Annotated in this window: 20 protein-coding genes; 12 read left to right on the top strand and 8 right to left on the bottom strand. The window is 63.0% G+C overall.

Annotated features, from left to right (window positions below; all coding sequences use genetic code 11):
• The first annotated feature begins 182 nt into the window (after positions 1-182).
• Complete coding sequence (locus AC54AF_RS16425) at positions 183-350, top strand: hypothetical protein (RefSeq protein ID WP_496637402.1); 168 nt, start codon at positions 183-185, stop codon at positions 348-350.
• Positions 351-354: 4 nt separating this feature from the next.
• A complete protein-coding gene (locus AC54AF_RS16420) occupies positions 355-1035 on the top strand; it encodes a Fe2+-dependent dioxygenase (RefSeq protein WP_070281800.1) in 681 nt (226 codons plus the stop codon).
• Positions 1036-1299: 264 nt separating this feature from the next.
• Here the strand turns inward: AC54AF_RS16420 and AC54AF_RS16415 are convergent, their stop codons facing one another.
• A complete protein-coding gene (locus AC54AF_RS16415; RefSeq protein ID WP_496637401.1) occupies positions 1300-2001 on the bottom strand; it encodes an energy transducer TonB in 702 nt (233 codons plus the stop codon).
• 17 nt (positions 2002-2018) lie between these two features.
• Positions 2019-2234, bottom strand: a complete 216-nt coding sequence (locus AC54AF_RS16410) for a (2Fe-2S)-binding protein (protein WP_131387646.1) — start codon at positions 2232-2234, stop codon at positions 2019-2021.
• 412 nt (positions 2235-2646) lie between these two features.
• Between AC54AF_RS16410 and AC54AF_RS16405 the strand changes: the two genes are divergently transcribed.
• The 4 genes from AC54AF_RS16405 to AC54AF_RS16390 all read left to right on the top strand — a co-directional run bounded on the left by AC54AF_RS16405 (position 2647) and on the right by AC54AF_RS16390 (position 5346).
• Positions 2647-2931, top strand: coding sequence for a FeoA family protein (locus AC54AF_RS16405; protein ID WP_496637400.1), 285 nt, complete (start codon positions 2647-2649; stop codon positions 2929-2931).
• Positions 2932-2933: 2 nt separating this feature from the next.
• A complete protein-coding gene (gene feoB / locus AC54AF_RS16400) occupies positions 2934-4835 on the top strand; it encodes a ferrous iron transporter B (RefSeq protein WP_496637399.1) in 1902 nt (633 codons plus the stop codon).
• Positions 4836-4844: 9 nt separating this feature from the next.
• Positions 4845-5120, top strand: a complete 276-nt coding sequence (locus AC54AF_RS16395) for a DUF6587 family protein (protein WP_496637398.1) — start codon at positions 4845-4847, stop codon at positions 5118-5120.
• Between the two features lie 64 nt (positions 5121-5184).
• A complete protein-coding gene (locus AC54AF_RS16390; protein ID WP_496637397.1) occupies positions 5185-5346 on the top strand; it encodes a hypothetical protein in 162 nt (53 codons plus the stop codon).
• A gap of 45 nt (positions 5347-5391) precedes the next feature.
• On the opposite strand, the gene nagZ is transcribed toward AC54AF_RS16390, so the two are convergent.
• From nagZ to AC54AF_RS16370, 4 genes are all read right to left on the bottom strand, one after another.
• Positions 5392-6933, bottom strand: coding sequence for a beta-N-acetylhexosaminidase (gene nagZ, locus AC54AF_RS16385; protein ID WP_496637396.1), 1542 nt, complete (start codon positions 6931-6933; stop codon positions 5392-5394).
• 180 nt (positions 6934-7113) lie between these two features.
• Positions 7114-8724: an FMN-binding glutamate synthase family protein gene (locus AC54AF_RS16380; RefSeq protein WP_496637395.1), complete on the bottom strand. Its 1611-nt coding sequence runs from the start codon at positions 8722-8724 to the stop codon at positions 7114-7116.
• Between the two features lie 103 nt (positions 8725-8827).
• Entirely contained in the window at positions 8828-9838 is a 1011-nt protein-coding gene (locus AC54AF_RS16375; protein WP_496637394.1) for a M48 family metallopeptidase, read from the bottom strand.
• Positions 9839-9840: 2 nt separating this feature from the next.
• Positions 9841-10893, bottom strand: coding sequence for a YjgN family protein (locus AC54AF_RS16370; protein WP_496637393.1), 1053 nt, complete (start codon positions 10891-10893; stop codon positions 9841-9843).
• A gap of 164 nt (positions 10894-11057) precedes the next feature.
• Here AC54AF_RS16370 and AC54AF_RS16365 point away from each other — a divergent pair, with 164 nt between their 5' ends.
• The 3 genes from AC54AF_RS16365 (at position 11058) to AC54AF_RS16355 (ending at position 13020) form a co-directional block, all read left to right on the top strand.
• Positions 11058-11729 carry a glutathione S-transferase gene (locus AC54AF_RS16365; protein WP_496637392.1) on the top strand — a complete coding sequence of 224 codons (672 nt, stop codon included), beginning with the start codon at positions 11058-11060 and terminating at the stop codon, positions 11727-11729.
• Positions 11730-11800: 71 nt separating this feature from the next.
• Positions 11801-12574, top strand: a complete 774-nt coding sequence (locus AC54AF_RS16360) for a 5'-3' exonuclease H3TH domain-containing protein (protein ID WP_131688431.1) — start codon at positions 11801-11803, stop codon at positions 12572-12574.
• Between the two features lie 38 nt (positions 12575-12612).
• On the top strand, positions 12613-13020 hold the full coding sequence (locus tag AC54AF_RS16355; RefSeq protein WP_152250886.1) for a response regulator: 408 nt from the start codon (positions 12613-12615) through the stop codon (positions 13018-13020).
• 98 nt (positions 13021-13118) lie between these two features.
• On the opposite strand, the gene mnmA is transcribed toward AC54AF_RS16355, so the two are convergent.
• Together mnmA and AC54AF_RS16345 are read right to left on the bottom strand one after the other, a co-directional pair.
• Positions 13119-14234: a tRNA 2-thiouridine(34) synthase MnmA gene (mnmA, locus tag AC54AF_RS16350; RefSeq protein ID WP_496637391.1), complete on the bottom strand. Its 1116-nt coding sequence runs from the start codon at positions 14232-14234 to the stop codon at positions 13119-13121.
• A gap of 31 nt (positions 14235-14265) precedes the next feature.
• A complete protein-coding gene (locus AC54AF_RS16345) occupies positions 14266-14745 on the bottom strand; it encodes an NUDIX hydrolase (RefSeq protein ID WP_010401817.1) in 480 nt (159 codons plus the stop codon).
• A gap of 412 nt (positions 14746-15157) precedes the next feature.
• On the opposite strand from AC54AF_RS16345, the gene AC54AF_RS16340 reads away from it, so the two are divergent.
• The 3 genes from AC54AF_RS16340 to AC54AF_RS16330 are packed head-to-tail and all read left to right on the top strand — an operon-like array spanning position 15158 to position 18072.
• The gene (locus tag AC54AF_RS16340; protein WP_496637390.1) at positions 15158-16270 is read left to right on the top strand and encodes a Re/Si-specific NAD(P)(+) transhydrogenase subunit alpha; all 1113 of its coding nucleotides are present in this window, start codon (positions 15158-15160) and stop codon (positions 16268-16270) included.
• Positions 16271-16294: 24 nt separating this feature from the next.
• Positions 16295-16609 carry an NAD(P) transhydrogenase subunit alpha part 2 gene (locus AC54AF_RS16335; protein WP_034778841.1) on the top strand — a complete coding sequence of 105 codons (315 nt, stop codon included), beginning with the start codon at positions 16295-16297 and terminating at the stop codon, positions 16607-16609.
• An 8-nt stretch (positions 16610-16617) separates the two neighbouring features.
• Positions 16618-18072 (top strand): NAD(P)(+) transhydrogenase (Re/Si-specific) subunit beta, encoded by a 1455-nt coding sequence (locus AC54AF_RS16330; protein ID WP_131688485.1) that lies wholly within the window; start codon positions 16618-16620, stop codon positions 18070-18072.
• Positions 18073-18179 lie beyond the last annotated feature (107 nt).

Raw genomic sequence — 18179 nt, 5'->3', positions numbered from 1 at the left:
GCGCAAGGCTGCCTGGTGGCGCGCAGGTTGCCGGTTTCGCTATGCCCGCATGATAGCGCAAAATATGGGCGTTTTTTGCTGAAAAACGGTGTTTTTCCGTCTTTTTAACGTAAATATCGTGCGAATAAAACCCATTCTCAAATGGATCGCCACATTTTTCCGTTTTTTATTTGTTAAGGAAAATGCAGGCCATTCTCATTCGCGTTCCCGGTGCTATTTTGCTGCCGCTGGCGCGCGCGCGTGGCCGTGCTGAAAAGCAGGGAAATGTTGAGCCGTTCTTGCTTTTGTGTCTTCTTGGCCGCTGCCCGCGATGCGATAATCAGGCAGCGATGTTTATTGAAAAAGGATAGCAAGATGATGCTGCATATACCCGGCGTGCTGACGCCGGAACAGGTCACGCATTTTCGCCAGCGCCTGGCGCAGACGGACTGGGTCGATGGGCGCGCCAGCGTCGGGGCGCAAGGCGCGCAAGTCAAGCGCAACCGCCAGTTGGCCGAGGGCTCGCCGCTGGCGCTGGAGCTGGGCGAGATCGTCAGCCGCGCGCTGATGGCCAATCCCCTGTTCTTTGCCGCCGTGCTGCCGCTGCGTATACTGCCGCCATTCTTCAACAGCTATGCGGGCGGCGAGCACTATGGCCTGCATATCGACGGCGCCATCCGCACGCCGAAAAACGGCATGCAGTCGATGCGGGCCGACGTCTCCTCGACCGTGTTCCTGAGCGAGCCGGACGAGTACGAAGGCGGCGAGCTGGTGGTGGTCGATGCGTATGGCACGCATGAAGTGAAACTGCCGGCCGGCGACGTGATCGTGTACCCGTCGAGCAGCGTGCACCAGGTGCTGCCCGTCACCAGCGGTGAGCGCATCTGCTCCTTCCTGTGGACGCAAAGCATGGTGCGCGAGGACTGGAAGCGCAGCATGCTGTTCGAGCTCGATCAGAACATCCAGAGCGTGCGCGCAGAGCATGGCGATTCGCCCGCGACGGTGGGCTTGACGGGGCATTATCACAACCTGCTGCGGATGTGGGCGGAGATGTAGAAAGGGGGCGGATCCTGCGGGTCCGATCCCAGTTTTTTTAGGGTTAAAAAGAGAATACGGTTTTTTGCATGTTCTAACCCCAGACCTGAACGGCTGGGGTCAGACCCAAAGGGTCTGACCCCAAAAAAAAAGTCTGCCTGGCCCGGGGATGTAGGCTGGCAGACGGAAACAAGCAAATCGCTTGACGAAAATGGGCGCAAAAAAGCAAGCAGGCACACGGTGCGATGCTTGCGGGCTGGCAGCGGCGCGCAGGCCGCCGGAAGGCTAGCTCAGTTGGAAGGTCAGTGGCACGAGCACGTACACGGGGACGGGCTTGCCGTTTTCGATCATCGGCTTGAACAGCGCGCGCTGCGCGGCCTGGCGGCCTGCTTCATCGAGGTTGCTGTAGCCGGTCGATTTCTGGATCAGGATTTGCTCGGGCAAGCCCTTTTCATTGATCAGGATGCGCAACACCACGGTGCCGGACTCGCCGAGGCGGCGCGACAGATTCGGGTAGACCAGTTGCGGCGCCTTGATGTATTCGACGCTGCTGACGGTGCGCGGCGCCGATGGCGCCGGTGGTGTCGGCGACGGTGCCGCGGGCGCCGTTGGCGCGGCGGTGGCGACAGGCGCCGCTTCGGCGCGCGTCGGCTGCGGCGGCGTGATCGTCGGTTCGCTCGGCGCCACGGCGATCAGCGGCAGCGGCGGGATCACGGCGCGCGGCACGGGCGCGCTCAATTCCACGGTTTTCGGTACGGACGGCGCCGGCGGCTTGGGCGGCGCCGGCGGGGCGATGATGCTGATGGTGGTGATGGTCGGCATGGCCGCCGTGACGACGCGGCTCAACAGGCCGCTCTGGATGGCGTAAAAGCCGGCGATATGCAGGACGACGATGGCCATCAGCGGCGCGAATTTGTTGCGCTTCTTGTCGAAGTCGGCAAATTGCGGCACGGCCTGCACCGTTACGGGCGGGGGCATCATCGTCATGGCGTGTATCGCTTTCTTTAGTTTGTCAGTACAGCTCGCATCAATACGGTTTCTTGCAGCACCACCGTGGCGTTCAGGTGATCGTTCAGCACTTCCCGCGCGCAGGTGTGGCATTTGCCGCAGCAGGTGGCCACGCCCAGGTCGCGGCGCAGTTCGGCCATGCTGGACAGGCCAAGATCGACGGCTTGACGGATTTCACGATCAGATATGTTGTTGCAGACACATACAATCATTGATACACCTTCTGGCTGGAGGATGAACAGACACTAGTGCTGGGAAGCATTGTTGCTAGTGTTTTAATGAGAATCATTATCATTACGTTTCATTGTCGCGCAAAGTGCAGGACAATGCAAGCGATTTTGATCAAGTGTGCGGCCCTTGGCGGCCTGGCGCTGCAGCTTGATCTGCGATTCGCGCGCATGACGCAGCCCTTGATGGGGGCGGCTCTCCGGGCTAAATAAAAACTATTCGCATTCATGTTTATAATGCTGGTATTGTCTCGGACGGTCGCCGTCTGGACAGATGGAATGGCCGCTTGTCGGTAATGCGCAACAGTGGCGTTTTACCTCACAAACCTGGGAGCAGTGCAAGGTGCCCCGCGCCGCAGCCTGTATCAGGTGTTCTTAATTTGAACGGAATTTGCTCATGACTCTAGTTCCACCCTTGATGACGCTCGATGCGCTGGCAGTCGGCCAGAGCGGCACGGTGTTGCATATCACGCCCCACGCGGCAGGACAGACGGAGGACGGCGTCGACCTGGCCCGCCGCCTGATGGAGCTGGGATTCGTTCCCGGCGAACGACTGCGCATGCTCAAGCGCGGCATTCCCGGTGGCGATCCGCTGGCCATCAAGGTGGGCAATGCCACGTTCGCACTGCGCCGCTTCGAAGCGGCGCTGATTACGATTCAACCGCTGCTTCAACCGGAATGACCATGGGTGCTGTCGAAACTATCGCCGATGCGGGCGTGCACAAGCCGCCGCATCCGCCACAAATTGCCTTGCTGGGCAATCCGAATTGCGGCAAGACCGCCCTGTTCAACCGTTTGACGGGCGCGCGCCAGAAAGTGGCGAACTACGCCGGCGTGACCATCGAGCGCAAGGAAGGCCATTTCACTTCGCCCGCCGGCAAACCCGTGCGCGTGCTCGATCTGCCGGGCGCCTACAGCCTGTCGGCCACCACGCCCGATGAAGCCATCACGCGCGACGTGGTGGGCGGCCTGCGCCAGGGTGACCCGCGTCCGGATGCCATCATCTGCGTCGTCGACGCCACCAACCTGCGCCTGAATCTGCGCCTGGTACTGGAAGTCAAGCGCCTGGGCCTGCCCATGCTGCTGGCGCTGAACATGACGGACGTGGCGCGCAAGCGCGGCATGCTGATCGACACGGCCAGGCTGTCGCAGGAACTTGGCATGCCCGTGGTGGAAACCGTGGCGGTGCAGCACGATGGCGAAAAAGCCCTGCTGAACGCCATCGATGCCATGCTGCCGCTGCCGGCCGTGGACGCGAAACCGCTGGCGGCCATCGATGCCGTCAGCGTCGAAGAGACCCAGCGCGAAGTGCGCCGCATCCTGGCCGTCGTCAGCAACGACACGCGCGACAGTGGCAACCTGACGGAGAAAATCGACGACGTGGTGCTGCACCCCGTGTTCGGCCCCATCATCCTGGCCGTGCTGATGTTCCTGATCTTCCAGGCCGTGTTTGCCTGGGCCGCCACGCCGATGGAAATGATCACCGATGGCGTGGGCCACCTGGGCGCCGTGCTGACGGCGAACATGCCGGACGGCCACCTGAAAAGCCTGCTGGTGGAAGGCATCATCGGCGGCGTCGGCAGCGTGCTGGTGTTCCTGCCGCAGATCCTGATCCTGTTCTTCTTTATCCTGGCGCTGGAAGACTGCGGCTACCTGCCGCGCGCGGCCTTCCTGCTGGACCGCCTGATGGGCGGCGTGGGCCTGTCCGGCCGCGCCTTCATCCCGCTGCTGTCGAGCTTTGCCTGCGCCATCCCTGGCGTGATGGCGGCGCGCACCATCCAGAACCCGCGCGACCGCCTGGTCACCATCATGATCGCGCCGCTGATGACGTGTTCGGCGCGCCTGCCCGTGTATGCGCTGATCATCGCCGCCTTCATCCCGGAACGCCAGGTATGGGGCTACCTGAGCCTGCAAGGCCTGGTGCTGTTCGTGCTGTACTTCGCCGGCATCATCTCGGCCATGGCCGTGGCCTGGGTCATGAAGCGCGGCATGGGCGTGCGCGGCAACCAGCCGCTGATGCTGGAACTGCCGGCCTATCACTGGCCGCATCTGCGCAATCTGGCCGTCAGCCTGTGGGAGCGCGCGAAGATCTTCCTCACGCGCGTCGGTACCATCATCCTGAGCCTGATGATCATTCTGTGGTTCCTCAGCACCTTCCCCGGCCCGCCTGACAACGCGATCCATCCGCCGATCTACTACAGCCTGGCCGGCATCCTGGGCCGCGGCCTGGAAGTGATTTTCGCGCCGATCGGTTTCAACTGGCAGATCTGCATCGCGCTGGTGCCGGGCATGGCGGCGCGCGAAGTGGCCGTCGGCGCCCTGGGCACCGTGTACGCCCTGTCGCAAACGGGCGACGCGCTGGCCACCACCCTGGAGCCGCTGATCGCCCATTCGTGGTCGATGGCCACCGCGCTGTCGCTGCTGGCCTGGTATGTGTTTGCGCCGCAGTGCCTGTCGACCCTCTCCGTGGTGAAACGCGAGACGGGCGGCTGGCGCTATCCGCTGCTGATGGCCGGCTACATGTTCGCCCTGGCGTATGCCGCTTCGTTCATCACGTACCGCATCGCCCTGATGCTGGGCGCTTAGGAGAAAATCATGTGGCAAACCCTCATCGTCGCCCTGATCGTCGCAGCCGCGCTGCTGCATTTTTCGACCAAGTACCTGCCGGCGGGCGTGCGCCGCGCCATTGTGCGTGGCCTGGTGCGCTGCGGCCTCGATGAGGCAAAGCTGTCGGCCTTCTTCAGGGTGGCGCCGGGCTGCGGCAGCGGTTGCGGTTCCTGCGGCTCCTGCGACAGCCCGCCGCCGCCGTCAAACACGCCGCCAGCCGACGGCAGCAGCAAGCGCGTGATCCTGATGCAGGTGCAGCGCTAATTTCAGTGTAGCCATGGGCGCGCCCGTGGGCTACACTGGGTTTTCCGCATGGCAAGGAGTGGCAATGGCGATACTGTTGATCTTCATGTTTTTGTTTGCGGTCGCCACCTGGCTGCTGGCCAGCCGGCGCGGCCGCCACGGGGGACTCTGGTTCTGCATCGGCCTGTTCCTCGGGCCCTTTGCCTTGCTGGCGGTGGCGGCCTTGCCGCCTGTCACGCGGCCTTGAACGAAAAAACCCGCAGCTGCGGGTTTTTTTACGCCGGTACTGCGCCTAGGCCTTGCCCGCCAGTTTTTCCACCACCGGCACCAGCGCAGCCGGGCGGCAGCCGAAGGCGGCCAGGCGGCCTTGCGCGTGTGGCGCCAGGTCCAGGTCGTAGGGCAGGCGGCCCGCCACCAGCCACAGTCTATCGTGCGGCAGGGCCTCGACCAGGCGGCGCTGTCCGTCGACGAACATGGCGTTATACGTTTGCAGCACGATCTGCTGCGCGCCATGCGCAAAGGCGATGGCCTCGTTGACCTCGTCGTCCAGCGCCTCGGCCGACAAGGCGTACTCGCGCACGTCCAGGCCCGCTTCGAGCAGCGCCGGCAGCATCGAGCTGCGCGCTTCCTTGTTGCGGCCCAGCGCCACTTCGTCGATTTCGCTGCGCGAGCGCACTTCCACCGTCAGCAGGGTCACGGGCAGGCTGGGGTCGAGCGGGCGGTAGTCGCCCTGCACGCGCAAGGCGGCTTTTTGCAGCAGCTGCGACAGGGCCATGGCGGCCGGCTGCATCAGCGCCGGTGGCGTCAGCGGGCGCGCGCGCCAGTCGCGCACGGCGCGGTTGCGCTTGAGTTCAGCCACGCGCGCGCAAGCGGCATCGATGCGCGAGAGCGCAATGTCGCCCCGCTCCACGGCGGCGATGACGGCGTCGATGGCGGCCGTCTGCTGCGCTTCGCGGTGCGAGATGAGGACGATGTCGGCGCCCGCCTGCAAGGTGGCGATGGCGCCCTGGGCGATGCCGATGCCTTCGGCGATGGCCGCCATTTCCAGGCAATCGGTAATGACCACGCCCTGGTATTTCAACTCGCCGCGCAGCAGGTCCGTCAGCACGCCTTTCGACAGGGTGGCCGGCACGCTGGTATCGGCTTCGAAGGCGGGGAAGACCACGTGCGCCGTCATGATGGCGTCCACGCCGCCGGCGATGGCCGCGCGGAAGGGCGCCAGTTCCACGGCGCGCAGGCGTTCCTTGTCGTGCGGCACCAGCGCCATGGCGTAGTGTGTGTCGGTGGCCGTGTCGCCGTGGCCGGGGAAGTGCTTGGCGGTGACGGCCATGCCGCTGGCGCGCTGGCCGCGCATGGCTGCCATGCCGTAATCGATGACGGTGGCGGCATCCTCGCCATACGCGCGCACGCCGATGACGGGGTTGTTGCGGTTGTTGTTCACGTCCAGCACGGGCGCCAGCAGCAGGTTGATGCCCACCTGGCGCATCTCATCGCCGCTGATCTGGTTCATGCGTTCGCAATCGTCGATGGAGCCGGCCGCCTGGAAGGCCATCGCGGCTGGAATCGGCGTGACGCCCTGCTCGATGCGCATCACCATGCCGCCTTCCTGGTCGATGGAGATCAGCAGCGGAATGTCTGACACTTCCGCATTGATTTCCTGCAGTTCGCGGCACAGGGCTGACACTTGCGTGGGCGTATGCACGTTGCGGCGGAACAGGATCACGCCGCCCACCTTCTTTTCGCGTATCAAGGTCTTGATATGCTCGTCCGCCTGCAGGGCGTCGAAGCCCACCATGAACAACTGTCCTACTTTCTCGCGCAAACCCTGCTCCATGCTGCAACTCCTCCGGTATGTATTGTGACGACGGCATACGTATTCTGGCACCGTGGTGGCGCATCGTGGCGGTCACCGGAAAGCTGCCTTGGTTTTGTACTTGTTTTGGTATTGTATTGGATTTGGATTTTTGCGCAAGTGGTTATTAAGTGGTATTGCTCCACTTGCGCAACGCCGGCTTCAATCCAGGCGCTGGAATGATGCCGATTGCGCCTTCGGCCAGTACAGGCCGAACACGGGCGGCAGTTGCGGCAGCTGGCTCGGGTCGAGCAACTGGCCCGCGTCCAGGAAGGGCAGCAGGGCCGAGGCCAGTTTGACCTGGTTCGGCGAGATGCGCCGCACCAGGTGGTGCGGGCGCAGTTCCTGCGGATGCGCCAGGCCGGCTGCGGCGATCAGTTCGGCCAGCGCCTTCATGGTGTTCTGGTGGAAGTGCGCCACGCGGGCGATCTTGTCGGAGACCACCAGCGCGCGCTGGCGCTGCGGGTCCTGCGTGGCCACGCCCGTGGGGCAGCGGTCCGTGTGGCAGCTTTGCGACTGGATGCAGCCCAGCGCGAACATGAAGCCGCGCGCCGAATTGCACCAGTCGGCGCCCAGCGCCAGCAGGCGGGCAATGTCGAAGGCCGTGATGATCTTGCCCGAGCAGCCGATCTTGATGCGCTCGCGCAGGTTGGCGCCCACCAGGGTGTTATGCACGAGCACCAGCGCTTCCTGCAGCGGCGTGCCCACGTGGTCCGTGAATTCCAGGGGGGCGGCACCCGTGCCCCCTTCGCTGCCGTCGACGACGATGAAGTCGGGCGTGATGCCCGTTTCCAGCATGGCCTTGACGATGGCGAAAAACTCCCACGGGTGGCCGATGGCCAGCTTGAAGCCGGTCGGCTTGCCGCCGGAGAGCGTGCGCAGGCGGTCGATAAAGTGCAGCATTTCCAGTGGCGTGGAAAAGGCGCTGTGCGCGGCTGGCGAGACGCAGTCCTGGCCCACCATCACGCCGCGCGTGGTGGCGATCTCGATCGTCACTTTTGGCCCTGGCAGCACGCCGCCGTGGCCCGGCTTGGCGCCCTGGGACATTTTCAGCTCGATCATTTTTACCTGCTCCGAACTGGCGTTGGCGATGAAGCGCTCCTCGGAAAACGTGCCGTCCTGGTTGCGGCAGCCGAAGTAGCCGGAGCCGATTTCCCATACCAGGTCGCCGCCGTTTTCGCGGTGGTAGGGGCTGATGCTGCCTTCGCCCGTGTCGTGCATGAAGCCGCCGCTGCGCGCGCCGCCGTTCAGGGCCAGGATTGCGTTGGCCGACAGGGCGCCAAAGCTCATCGCCGAGATATTGAAGACGCTGGCCGAATACGGTTTGGCGCGCTGGCAGTCCGGATGGTTGCCGATGTCGATGCGGAAATCGTGGCCCGTGACCTTGGCGGGGGCGATGGAGTGGTTGATCCATTCGTAGCCCGCTGCATACACGTCGATCTGGGTGCCGAACGGGCGCTTGTCCGTCTGCTCCTTGGCGCGCTGGTAGACGATGCTGCGCTGGCTGCGCGAGAACGGCGTCGCCTCGCTGTCGCTTTCCAGGAAATACTGGCGGATTTCGGGGCGGATGCTCTCAAAAAAGAAGCGGAAGTGCGCGAGGATGGGATAGTTGCGGCGCAGGGCGCGCTTGGTTTGCAGCAGGTCGCTGATGCCGACCAGGGTCAGCGCACCGGCCAGCAGGGGCAGCCAGTAATGATCGTAGTAAAACAGGGACAGGACAAAGATGGCGGCCGTCGCAATGAAGGTCAGGTAGCGAAATGATACTAGGTGCATGGGCACTCCGGTGAAGTCAGACTGATAAAGCCGAGTCTACCTTTGATTCGCGGAACGTGCTGGTGGGAAAGAGTGCGGCGCCCGGAGGCGCCGCGTGAGGTGCTTAGCGCTGTGCGGCGCGGATGCGGGCTATGCGTTCGGCGCTGGCCGGATGGCTCGACAGATACGGCGTGCCCTCGTCCAGCTTGCCCAGGGCGACAAACACTTGCGCCAGGTGTTCCAGCGCAATGCCGTTCTGGCGCAGCATGGCAATCGCGTAGTCGTCCGCGTCGCGCTCGACGTCGCGCGAATACTTCAAGTCCAGCAGCAGCGGCGGCAGGGTCGCCACCACCGTCGAGACGTCGCCGAACAGCAGCGCGGCGCCGGCGCCCACGGCCGAGGTCTGGATGATGCGCCGCGTCAGGTGGCGCTGCTGCAAATGTCCCAGCTCATGCGCCAGTACGCCCATGATGGCCTGGTCGTCCGGCAGCAATGCGATCATTTCGTCCGTCAGCACGATGTCGCCGGACGGCAGGGCAAACGCGTTCGGGCCGATCTTGCTCTTGCGGAAAACGATGCGGTGCACGGGCGTGCTGTCGCCGGGCGTGGCCAGGCGCGCGAACTGGGCGCGCAAGGCCTGCTGGCGCCCGCCATCGAGCTGGCTGGGTGCGAATACATGGCGGTCCAGCATGTCGAGCACGCCCTGGCCCAGCTGCCGTTCGACCGACTGCGGCACGGCATACGCGATGCCCTTGGCCGCCAGCGGCAGCAGGTATTGATAGCTGAGCCACAGGGCCACGATGGTGGCGACGGTGGCCAGCAGGGCGCCGCGCCAGCTTTGCTGCAGCCGCACCACCCAGCCGTCGCGGTGGCCCGTGTCGTGCAGCATGTCGTTGAAGGCCGCCTGATCGGCGATCTCCAGGTAGGCGCCGTCGGGAAAACTGACCTTGCGCACGGCGTGGCTGCTGCGTTCGGATACATGCAGCTCGCCCAGCGGGCAGCTGCGCTCGATGTCGCCGGCCAGCACGGCCACGCCATCGCGCACGGACAGCGTCACGTGGTACAGGCGCGAACTCTGGCCGTCGAAATAGCGGCCAGCCAGAGGCGCGTGGCTGGCTTGCGTGTTGGCGTTCATGCTTACAGCGACAGGTCGAAGTCCAGCAGGTCGACCATGCCTTCACCCGTGGCCGACACTTGCTGGCCCGTGGCGGCGACAAACTCGTCCAGGCTGCCATGCACCAGCATCGAGGTCGCTTCCAGGCGGTACTTCAGCCAGCGCACATGGGCGAATGGCGTAAACAGGCCCAGGGTGACGACGATGCCCAGCAGATTGCTCAGCATGACGAAGGTGGTACGGCCCCATGTCAGCTGCGACTGGAACTGGTGCTGCTGCAAGCGCGTATGGTTCCAGATCAGGTTCTGGATCATGGTCAGGAACAGCGGCAGCACGGTGAACGCCCACAGGTACAAGGCGCCGATGGCAAACAGCAGGCTGCCAACCTTGGTGCTGTCATTCGCATTCGCCGCAAACGAGGCGAACACGCTGCCGAAGACGACGAAAATCAGGACCAGCAAACCGCCCAGCAGCAGCGCGAAGAACAGCAGATAGGTTTTGTAGAAGCTGCCGACCGTGGCGTCAAAGCTGAAATGGGTGGCGCCGAAACGGCTTTGCGTGTGCTGGAAGCGCTTCAGGCGCTGGTGCAGGAACGGCGTCATCAGGCCGCCCGTGAAGGTATTCAGGATGGGCAGCCACAGGAAGTATTTGTAGGCTTCCCTGGCGCTGCCGTCAAAGCCGAAGCGGATGCCGCGGTAGCTGGTGTTGTACAGCTTGAATTGCAGGCTTTTCCAGACCAGCCACGGCAGGACGGCGGCCAGCAGCACGAACATCAGCAGGCCGACGATGGGCGAAACCTGGAAGGCGATGTTGTAGCCGGCGATCAGCACGACGGCCGCGATGCGGCCCTTCAGGATGGCCACGGCGTTGCCATGGTATTCGAAGCTGCCGCCCGCCAGGTGGGTGCTCGAATAGAAATAACGGTTGCGGCGCACCTTGGCCCAGGCCGAGTAAATGCCTAGGGTGACGATGCTCAGCAGCAGGTTGACGATCCAGATACGGAAGTATTCGCTGCCGGTGGCGCTGAAGGTGATGGCTTCGCGTTGGGGGCTGGGGTTGTTGACATCGACATGCACGTGGAAATTCCTTACTTATTGGAAACAAAACAAGATAAGGGAAGATTGAAAAGTTATCAATTGAAACTACTGTTTTTCGCAATTTTTTCGTCAATCCGCTGGCGCCGACCCGATCCGGCCGTCCCGGCTATACTGGAACTCAACCATCGCCTAACGGGAAAACCATGATCGTCGTCCACCATCTGAACAATTCGCGTTCGCAGCGCGTGCTCTGGCTGCTCGAGGAACTGGGCCTCGACTACGAGGTCAAGCGCTACCAGCGCGACCCGACAACCATGCTGGCGCCCGCCTCGCTGAAGGCCGTGCATCCGCTGGGCAAGTCGCCCGTGATCACGGATGGCGCCAACACGATTGCCGAATCGGGCGCCATCATCGATTATCTGGTCGAGCGCTACGGCAATGGCCGCTTGATCCCGGCGGCGGGCACGCCGGAGAAGCTGCGCTGGACCTACTGGCTGCATTTCGCGGAAGGCTCGGCCATGCCGCCGCTGCTGATGAAGCTGGTGTTCGACAAGGTCGAATCGTCGCCGATGCCGTTTTTCGTCAAGCCGATTGCGCGCGGCATCGCCAACAAGGTCAAGAGCAGCTTCATCATGCCCAATATCCACAGCCAGCTGGCCTATATGGAAGCGGAGCTGGAGAGCACCAAATGGTTTGCCGGCAATGAATTCACGGCGGCCGACATCCAGATGAGCTTTCCGCTGGAAGCGGCGGCCATGCGCGGCGGGCTCGATGAGCGTTTGCCGAAGCTGACGGCGTTCCTGCAGCGCATCCACGCGCGGCCCGCCTACCAGCGCGCGCTGGAACGGGGCGGGCCCTACGATTTCGCCAAATAAGGGGCATGCAAGGCCGATGTGCGGGGAACCATACGGTAAAATGCCCGATTCAACCAGTATCCACTTACCGCATGGCCAGACTCCTCGCTATCGACGGCTTGAATATCGTACGCCGCGTCTACGAAGCCAGTCCTGAACCCGATTCCGACCTGAAGGCGGAGATCGCGCTGCGCCATGCGCTGTCGTCGTTCCGCACCCTCATCAACGACCACGAGCCGACGCACATCCTGCCGGCCTTTGATTTCGGCGGCCCGACCTGGCGCCACGCCCTGTATGCCGGTTACCGCGAAGGGCGTCAGCCCATGCCGCAGGTGCTGCGCGACGCCTTGCCCGGCTTTTACGCCACCCTGGCCGGCTTCGGCATGCACGTGGTGAGCATTCCCGAGGTCGAGGCCGACGACGTGATCGGCACGGCCGTCATGCGCTGGCTGCACGAGGGGCGCGGCGCGGCCGTCATCGCCACCACCGACAAGGATTTGCACGGCCTGATCGCGCACGGCGCGCTGGTATGGGATCACTTCAAGGGGGTCTGGCACGACCATGCCTGGGTCGAGAAAAAGTTCGGCGTGCCGCCGGAACTGCTGCCCGACCTGCTGGCGCTGATGGGCGACGTCACCGACAGCATCCCCGGCGTGTCGAAGATCGGCCTGAAGACGGGCGCGAAACTGTTGCGCGCTTACGGCAATATCGACGCCGTGATGGCCGGGGCGGGGATTTTGCCCGGTGCGCTGGGCGAAAGCCTGCGAAAAGAGCGGGAAATACTGTATCTTTCAAGAAAGTTAGTTGCGCTCAAAACGGATGTCACGTTGGGCGTGACCTGGAACAAGCTCGTGTGGGAAAAATAGAGCCAGGCAAGAACAATCAAGCAAGGGAAGTAATCATGATGTTAAAGACAGTCCTGATCGATAGCAGCGCCGTGGCGCGCGGCCTGCTGAACACGGTCCTGACCGATGGCGGCTACGATGTCTGCGGGCAGACGCATACCAGCGCGCTGGGGTTGGCGCTGCTGGTCAAGCACCATCCGCATTTCGTGTGCATCGCGCGCGAGCAGGTGGAAGATGGGAGCAATGTGGTGCAAACCATCCGCGCCCAGTATCCGAAGACGCTCATTTTCATGGTCTCGGGCGGCATCGACGCCGCCTCGCTGCAGGCGGCCCACGCCATGGGCGTGTCGGGCTTCATCGTGAAACCCTTCATGGCCGACACGGTCCTGAAAACCGTGCGCAATACCGTCATTGCGATGGTGCGCAAGCAGCAGCAAGCCTTGGCCGCCGCTCAGAAGGACGCCTGATTAAATCTACTGCGCGTCGCGATTTGAGGCCGGCGAGCCTCACTGCCGCTCGCTACGATTTTCTCAGGCGTTGATACTGAACTTTACGCATACAATTGTTACAGCACCCCGGTTGAACTGGCGATAATCCCGCCGCCCAGGCACACGTCGCCGTCGTACAGCACGGCCGACTGGCCGGGCGTGACGGCCCATTGCGCCTGGTCGAAAGCCAGGGAGAAGTTCTCCACACCATCGGGCAGCAGCTGGCACGCCACGTCGGCCTGGCGGTAGCGCGTCTTGGCGGACAGGGCGCCCGCTTGCGGCGCGCTGCCGGCGACCCAGCTGGCCTGGTCGGCGCTCAAGGCCGGTGACAGCAGCCACGGGTGGTCATGGCCCTGCACCACCCACAGGGTATTGTTGGCGATATCCTTGCGCGCCACATACCAGGCGTCGCTGCTGCCATCCGCATTCTGGTACGACTTCACGCCGCCGATGCCGATGCCCTTGCGCTGGCCCAGCGTATAAAAACTCAGTCCCACGTGTTCGCCCACCGTCTTGCCGTCGGCCGTCTTCATCGGGCCCGGCTTGTAGGACAGGTAGCGGTTCAAAAATTCGCGGAACGGGCGTTCGCCGATAAAACAGATGCCCGTCGAATCTTTCTTTTGCGCGTTCGGCAGGGCCAGCTGTTCGGCGATCTTGCGCACTTGCGTCTTCGGGATTTCACCGAGCGGAAACAGCGTCTTGGACAGTTGCGCCTGGTTCAAACGGTGCAGGAAGTAACTTTGGTCCTTGCTGGCGTCGACGGCTTTCAGCAGTTCGTAGCGGCCGGCATCGGTGGGCGCCTGGCGCACGCGCGCGTAGTGGCCGGTGGCGATCAGGTCGGCGCCCAGGGTCATGGCGTGGTCGAGGAAGGCCTTGAACTTGATTTCGGCGTTGCACAGCACGTCCGGGTTCGGCGTGCGGCCAGCCTGGTATTCGCGCAGGAAATCGGCGAACACGCGGTCCTTGTATTCGGAGGCGAAATTGACGGCTTCGATATCGACGCCGATGACGTCGGCCACGCTGGCCGCGTCGATCCAGTCCTGGCGCGTGGAGCAGTATTCCGAATCGTCGTCATCTTCCCAGTTTTTCATGAACAGGCCGATGACTTCATAGCCTTGTTCCTTCAGCATCCATGCCGCGACCGAGGAATCGACCCCGCCCGACATGCCGATAACGACTTTCTTCTTGCTCATCTTGCTTTCCAGTTACTTTTAGATAATGTTGCTATGCGCTATTGAAAACGGACGCATGCGTGTGCAGCAGGGCCAGCGGCGCGCGCCGGCCAGCCAGGTATTCGTCCACGCACTGCAGCACCAGCGGGCTGCGATGGCGTTCCTGGCACGCCGCCAGCTCGTCGCGCGTCATCCACAGGGTGCGGATGATGCCTTCGTCCAGCGGGCGGTCATGCTCGGCGCCGGCCGTGCCGCAAAAGGTGAAGCGCAAGTAGGTCACGTCCTCGCCCGTGCGCAGTGACTGATAGCGCGACATGTACATGCCGACCAGTGCCGTAGGAATGAAATCGTAAGCCGCTTCTTCCAGCGTTTCGCGGATCACCGCCTGCTCCAGCGACTCGAACGGATCGAGGTGGCCGGCCGGCTGATTCAGCTTGATGCCTTCGCTGGTCTCTTCTTCAATCAGTAAAAACAGGCCGTCGCGCTCGACGATGGCGGCAACGGTGACAGAGGGTTTCCAGATTCTCGGCATGATTCCATCCTTGAAAGAGCCGACATTTTATCTTGTTCTGCGCGCGCGGTTTGAACCCGGCCTTCTGTTGCGCGGACATATTGATAAATGACAACGTTTTAGCAAATAGCGGTGGGAGGTACTTACGTCTTTCCCGGGGAGCGCACTAGCATGGGGGCTAAGTCGGCATGATGGCAGGAAACGCCCGCTAATATAGGCTTTCCCTGTGGTCAAAACAAGCGCACACGCAGGCTCGACTGTGGTGAGATTGACACACCTTTCCCACAATATGGTCGCCGCGCCGCATGGTGAAACGAATACGGGGATGGGGGTGAAATTAGTGTCGTACAACTAAAAGTTGCTGGTTCACAAACGTTTAACGCGCTGCTTTCCGTGTTAGATTCTAGTCAGTTTATCAATTAGCGGAGGCATCATGAGGATAGGCATACCGGCCGAAACACGGCCTGGTGAAACGCGGGTGGCAGCCACGCCCGAGACAGTCAAGAAGCTGGCAGCCAAGCATCAAGTCGTCGTGCAGTCGGGAGCGGGCTTGCAAGCCTCGATTCCCGACGATGCGTATGCCGCCGCCGGCGCGCAGATTGGCAGCGCCCAGGAAGCCTATGGCTGCGCCATCGTGCTCAAGGTGCGCGCGCCCGATGCCGGTGAACGGGCCTTGATGGCCAGCGGCACGGTGCTGATCGGCATGTTGAACCCGTTTGACGCGGACAATATCGCCGCCATGGCCACGGCCGGCCTGTCCGCCTTCGCCCTGGAAGCCGTGCCGCGCATCACGCGTGCGCAGTCGATGGACGTGCTGTCGTCGCAGGCGAACATCGCCGGCTACAAGGCCGTGCTGGTGGCGGCGAATACCTACCAGCGCTTCATGCCGATGCTGATGACGGCGGCCGGCACCGTCAAGGCGGCCCGCGTGCTGATCATGGGCGTGGGCGTGGCCGGCTTGCAGGCGATCGCCACGGCCAAGCGCCTGGGCGCCGTGATCGAAGCGTCCGACGTGCGCCCGCCCGTCAAGGAACAGGTGGAGTCCCTGGGCGCCAAGTTCCTCGACGTGCCTTTCCTCACGGACGAAGAAAAGGAAATCGCCAAGGGCTCGGGCGGCTATGCGCGGGCCATGCCGGCCGACTGGATGCGGCGCCAGGCCGAGCTGGTGCATGAACGGGCGAAACTGGCCGACATCATCATCACCACGGCCCTGATCCCCGGCCGCGCCGCGCCCGTCCTCATTTCCGAAGAGACGGTGAAAGCCATGAAACCGGGCTCCGTCATCGTCGACCTGGCCGTGGAGCAGGGCGGCAACTGCCCCCTGTCCGAGCTGGGCAAAACGGTCGTCAAGCACGGCGTGTACATCGTGGGCGAGCCGAACCTGGCGACCCTGGTGGCGGCCGATGCCTCGGCCCTGTATGCGCGCAATGTGCTGGACTTCTTAAAGCTCATCATCGACAAGGACGACCAATTGCTGATCGACCGCGAGGATGAAATCATCAAGGCCAGCCTGGTCTGTGCAGGCAGTGAAATCTTACGTAAATAACGCGGCGCCGGAGAGAACAACATCATGGAAATCAGTCACACCATCATTAACCTGATCATCTTCGTGCTGGCCATTTATGTCGGCTACCACGTTGTCTGGACCGTCACGCCGGCGCTGCACACGCCGCTGATGGCCGTCACCAATGCCATTTCCGCCATCATCATCGTCGGCGCCATGCTGGCGGCAGGCCTGACGCAAGGCCCGCTGGCGCAGGCGGCCGGCACCCTGGCCGTGGCCCTGGCCGCCGTCAACGTGTTTGGCGGCTTCCTCGTCACGCAGCGCATGCTCGAGATGTTCCGTAAAAAAGAACCGAAGGCCAAGCAAGGAGCAAAAGAATGAGTCATGCCATGAGCTTCGTCACCATGAACCTGGTGACGATGATGTACCTGATCGCCTCGGTGTGCTTCATCCAGGCCTTGAAAGGCCTGTCGTCGCCCTCGACGGCGCGCCGCGGCAATGCCTTCGGCATGAGCGGCATGGCCATTGCCGCCGTCACCACCGTGGCGCTGATCCTGAAACTGCAGGAACAGCAAACGGGCGGCATGGGCCTGACCCTCGTCATCATCGGCATCGTCACGGGCGGCGCCATCGGCGCCTACCTGGCGAAAACCGTGGAAATGACGAAGATGCCGGAACTGGTGGCAGCCATGCATTCGCTGATCGGCCTGGCGGCCGTGTGCATCGCCGTGGCGGCCGTGTCGGAACCGTGGGCCTTCAATATCGCCAAACAGGGCGAGGCGCTGCCCATCGGTAACCGCTTCGAACTGTTCATCGGCACCTTCGTCGGCGCCATCACCTTCTCCGGTTCGGTGATCGCCTTCGGCAAGCTGTCGGGCAAATACAAGTTCCGCCTGTTCCAGGGCGCGCCCGTCAGCTTCCAGGGCCAGCACATGCTCAACCTGGTGCTGGCGCTGGTGATGATCGCGCTGGGCCTGGTGTTCTGCTTCGCCGACGGGGTTGAGCCGGCCTGGACGCCGTTTATCGTCATGGCCGTCATCGCCTTTGCGCTGGGCGTGCTGATCATCATCCCCATCGGTGGCGCCGACATGCCGGTGGTGGTGTCGATGCTCAACAGTTACTCCGGCTGGGCCGCAGCCGGCATCGGTTTTTCGCTGAATAACTCGATGCTGATCATCGCCGGTTCGCTCGTGGGCTCGTCGGGCGCGATCCTGTCGTACATCATGTGCAAGGCCATGAACCGCTCGTTCTTCAACGTCATCCTCGGTGGCTTCGGCGGCGCTGCGCCGGCGGCAGGCGTGGCCGGCGCGCAGGAACAGCGTCCCGTGAAATCGGGTTCGGCCGACGATGCCGCCTTCATCATGGGCAATGCGGAAACCGTCATCATCGTGCCCGGCTACGGCCTGGCCGTGGCGCGCGCGCAGCACTCGTTGAAAGAACTGGTGGAAAAGCTCACGCACAAGGGTGTCACCGTCAAGTATGCGATCCACCCGGTGGCGGGGCGCATGCCGGGCCACATGAACGTGCTGCTGGCCGAGGCGGAAGTGCCGTACGACCAGGTCTTCGAGATGGAAGACATCAACGGCGAATTCGGCCAGACCGATGTGGTGCTGGTGCTGGGCGCGAACGACGTGGTCAACCCGGCGGCGAAGGACCCGGCATCGCCGATCGCCGGCATGCCGATTCTGGAAGCCTACAAGGCCAAGAGCATCATCGTCAACAAGCGCTCGATGGCTTCCGGCTATGCGGGCCTGGACAATGAACTGTTCTACCAGCCGAACACGATGATGGTGTTTGGCGACGCCAAGAAGGTGATCGAGGATATGCTCAAGGCAGTTGAGTAAGGCAATGCCTTGCGCAACTGAAGATGGCCCGCCTTGCGCGGGCCATTTTTTATGGGTGCGCCCAGCATGGGCGCACTCCTGTGGGTGAAAGTCCCGCCGTAAGCTGA

The sequence above is a fragment of the Janthinobacterium sp. JF4 genome (assembly GCF_059617925.1).
Note: the sequence above shows the minus strand (reverse complement) of the source record. Positions and strands in the feature narration are given on the sequence as shown.

What these genes read in the sequence shown, in the direction of transcription:
- AC54AF_RS16355 (WP_152250886.1), top strand. Translation starts at nt 12,613, where the DNA reads ATGTTAAAGACAGTCCTGATCGATAGCAGCGCCGTGGCGCGCGGCCTG.
- AC54AF_RS16330 (WP_131688485.1), top strand. Translation starts at nt 16,618, where the DNA reads ATGAGCTTCGTCACCATGAACCTGGTGACGATGATGTACCTGATCGCC.
- AC54AF_RS16420 (WP_070281800.1), top strand. Translation starts at nt 355, where the DNA reads ATGATGCTGCATATACCCGGCGTGCTGACGCCGGAACAGGTCACGCAT.
- AC54AF_RS16360 (WP_131688431.1), top strand. Translation starts at nt 11,801, where the DNA reads ATGGCCAGACTCCTCGCTATCGACGGCTTGAATATCGTACGCCGCGTC.
- AC54AF_RS16365 (WP_496637392.1), top strand. Translation starts at nt 11,058, where the DNA reads ATGATCGTCGTCCACCATCTGAACAATTCGCGTTCGCAGCGCGTGCTC.
- AC54AF_RS16415 (WP_496637401.1), bottom strand. Translation starts at nt 2,001, where the DNA reads ATGACGATGATGCCCCCGCCCGTAACGGTGCAGGCCGTGCCGCAATTT.
- AC54AF_RS16335 (WP_034778841.1), top strand. Translation starts at nt 16,295, where the DNA reads ATGGAAATCAGTCACACCATCATTAACCTGATCATCTTCGTGCTGGCC.
- mnmA (WP_496637391.1), bottom strand. Translation starts at nt 14,234, where the DNA reads ATGAGCAAGAAGAAAGTCGTTATCGGCATGTCGGGCGGGGTCGATTCC.
- AC54AF_RS16340 (WP_496637390.1), top strand. Translation starts at nt 15,158, where the DNA reads ATGAGGATAGGCATACCGGCCGAAACACGGCCTGGTGAAACGCGGGTG.
- nagZ (WP_496637396.1), bottom strand. Translation starts at nt 6,933, where the DNA reads ATGGAGCAGGGTTTGCGCGAGAAAGTAGGACAGTTGTTCATGGTGGGC.
- AC54AF_RS16425 (WP_496637402.1), top strand. Translation starts at nt 183, where the DNA reads ATGCAGGCCATTCTCATTCGCGTTCCCGGTGCTATTTTGCTGCCGCTG.
- AC54AF_RS16395 (WP_496637398.1), top strand. Translation starts at nt 4,845, where the DNA reads ATGTGGCAAACCCTCATCGTCGCCCTGATCGTCGCAGCCGCGCTGCTG.
- AC54AF_RS16345 (WP_010401817.1), bottom strand. Translation starts at nt 14,745, where the DNA reads ATGCCGAGAATCTGGAAACCCTCTGTCACCGTTGCCGCCATCGTCGAG.
- AC54AF_RS16375 (WP_496637394.1), bottom strand. Translation starts at nt 9,838, where the DNA reads ATGAACGCCAACACGCAAGCCAGCCACGCGCCTCTGGCTGGCCGCTAT.
- feoB (WP_496637399.1), top strand. Translation starts at nt 2,934, where the DNA reads ATGGGTGCTGTCGAAACTATCGCCGATGCGGGCGTGCACAAGCCGCCG.
- AC54AF_RS16405 (WP_496637400.1), top strand. Translation starts at nt 2,647, where the DNA reads ATGACTCTAGTTCCACCCTTGATGACGCTCGATGCGCTGGCAGTCGGC.
- AC54AF_RS16380 (WP_496637395.1), bottom strand. Translation starts at nt 8,724, where the DNA reads ATGCACCTAGTATCATTTCGCTACCTGACCTTCATTGCGACGGCCGCC.
- AC54AF_RS16410 (WP_131387646.1), bottom strand. Translation starts at nt 2,234, where the DNA reads ATGATTGTATGTGTCTGCAACAACATATCTGATCGTGAAATCCGTCAA.
- AC54AF_RS16390 (WP_496637397.1), top strand. Translation starts at nt 5,185, where the DNA reads ATGGCGATACTGTTGATCTTCATGTTTTTGTTTGCGGTCGCCACCTGG.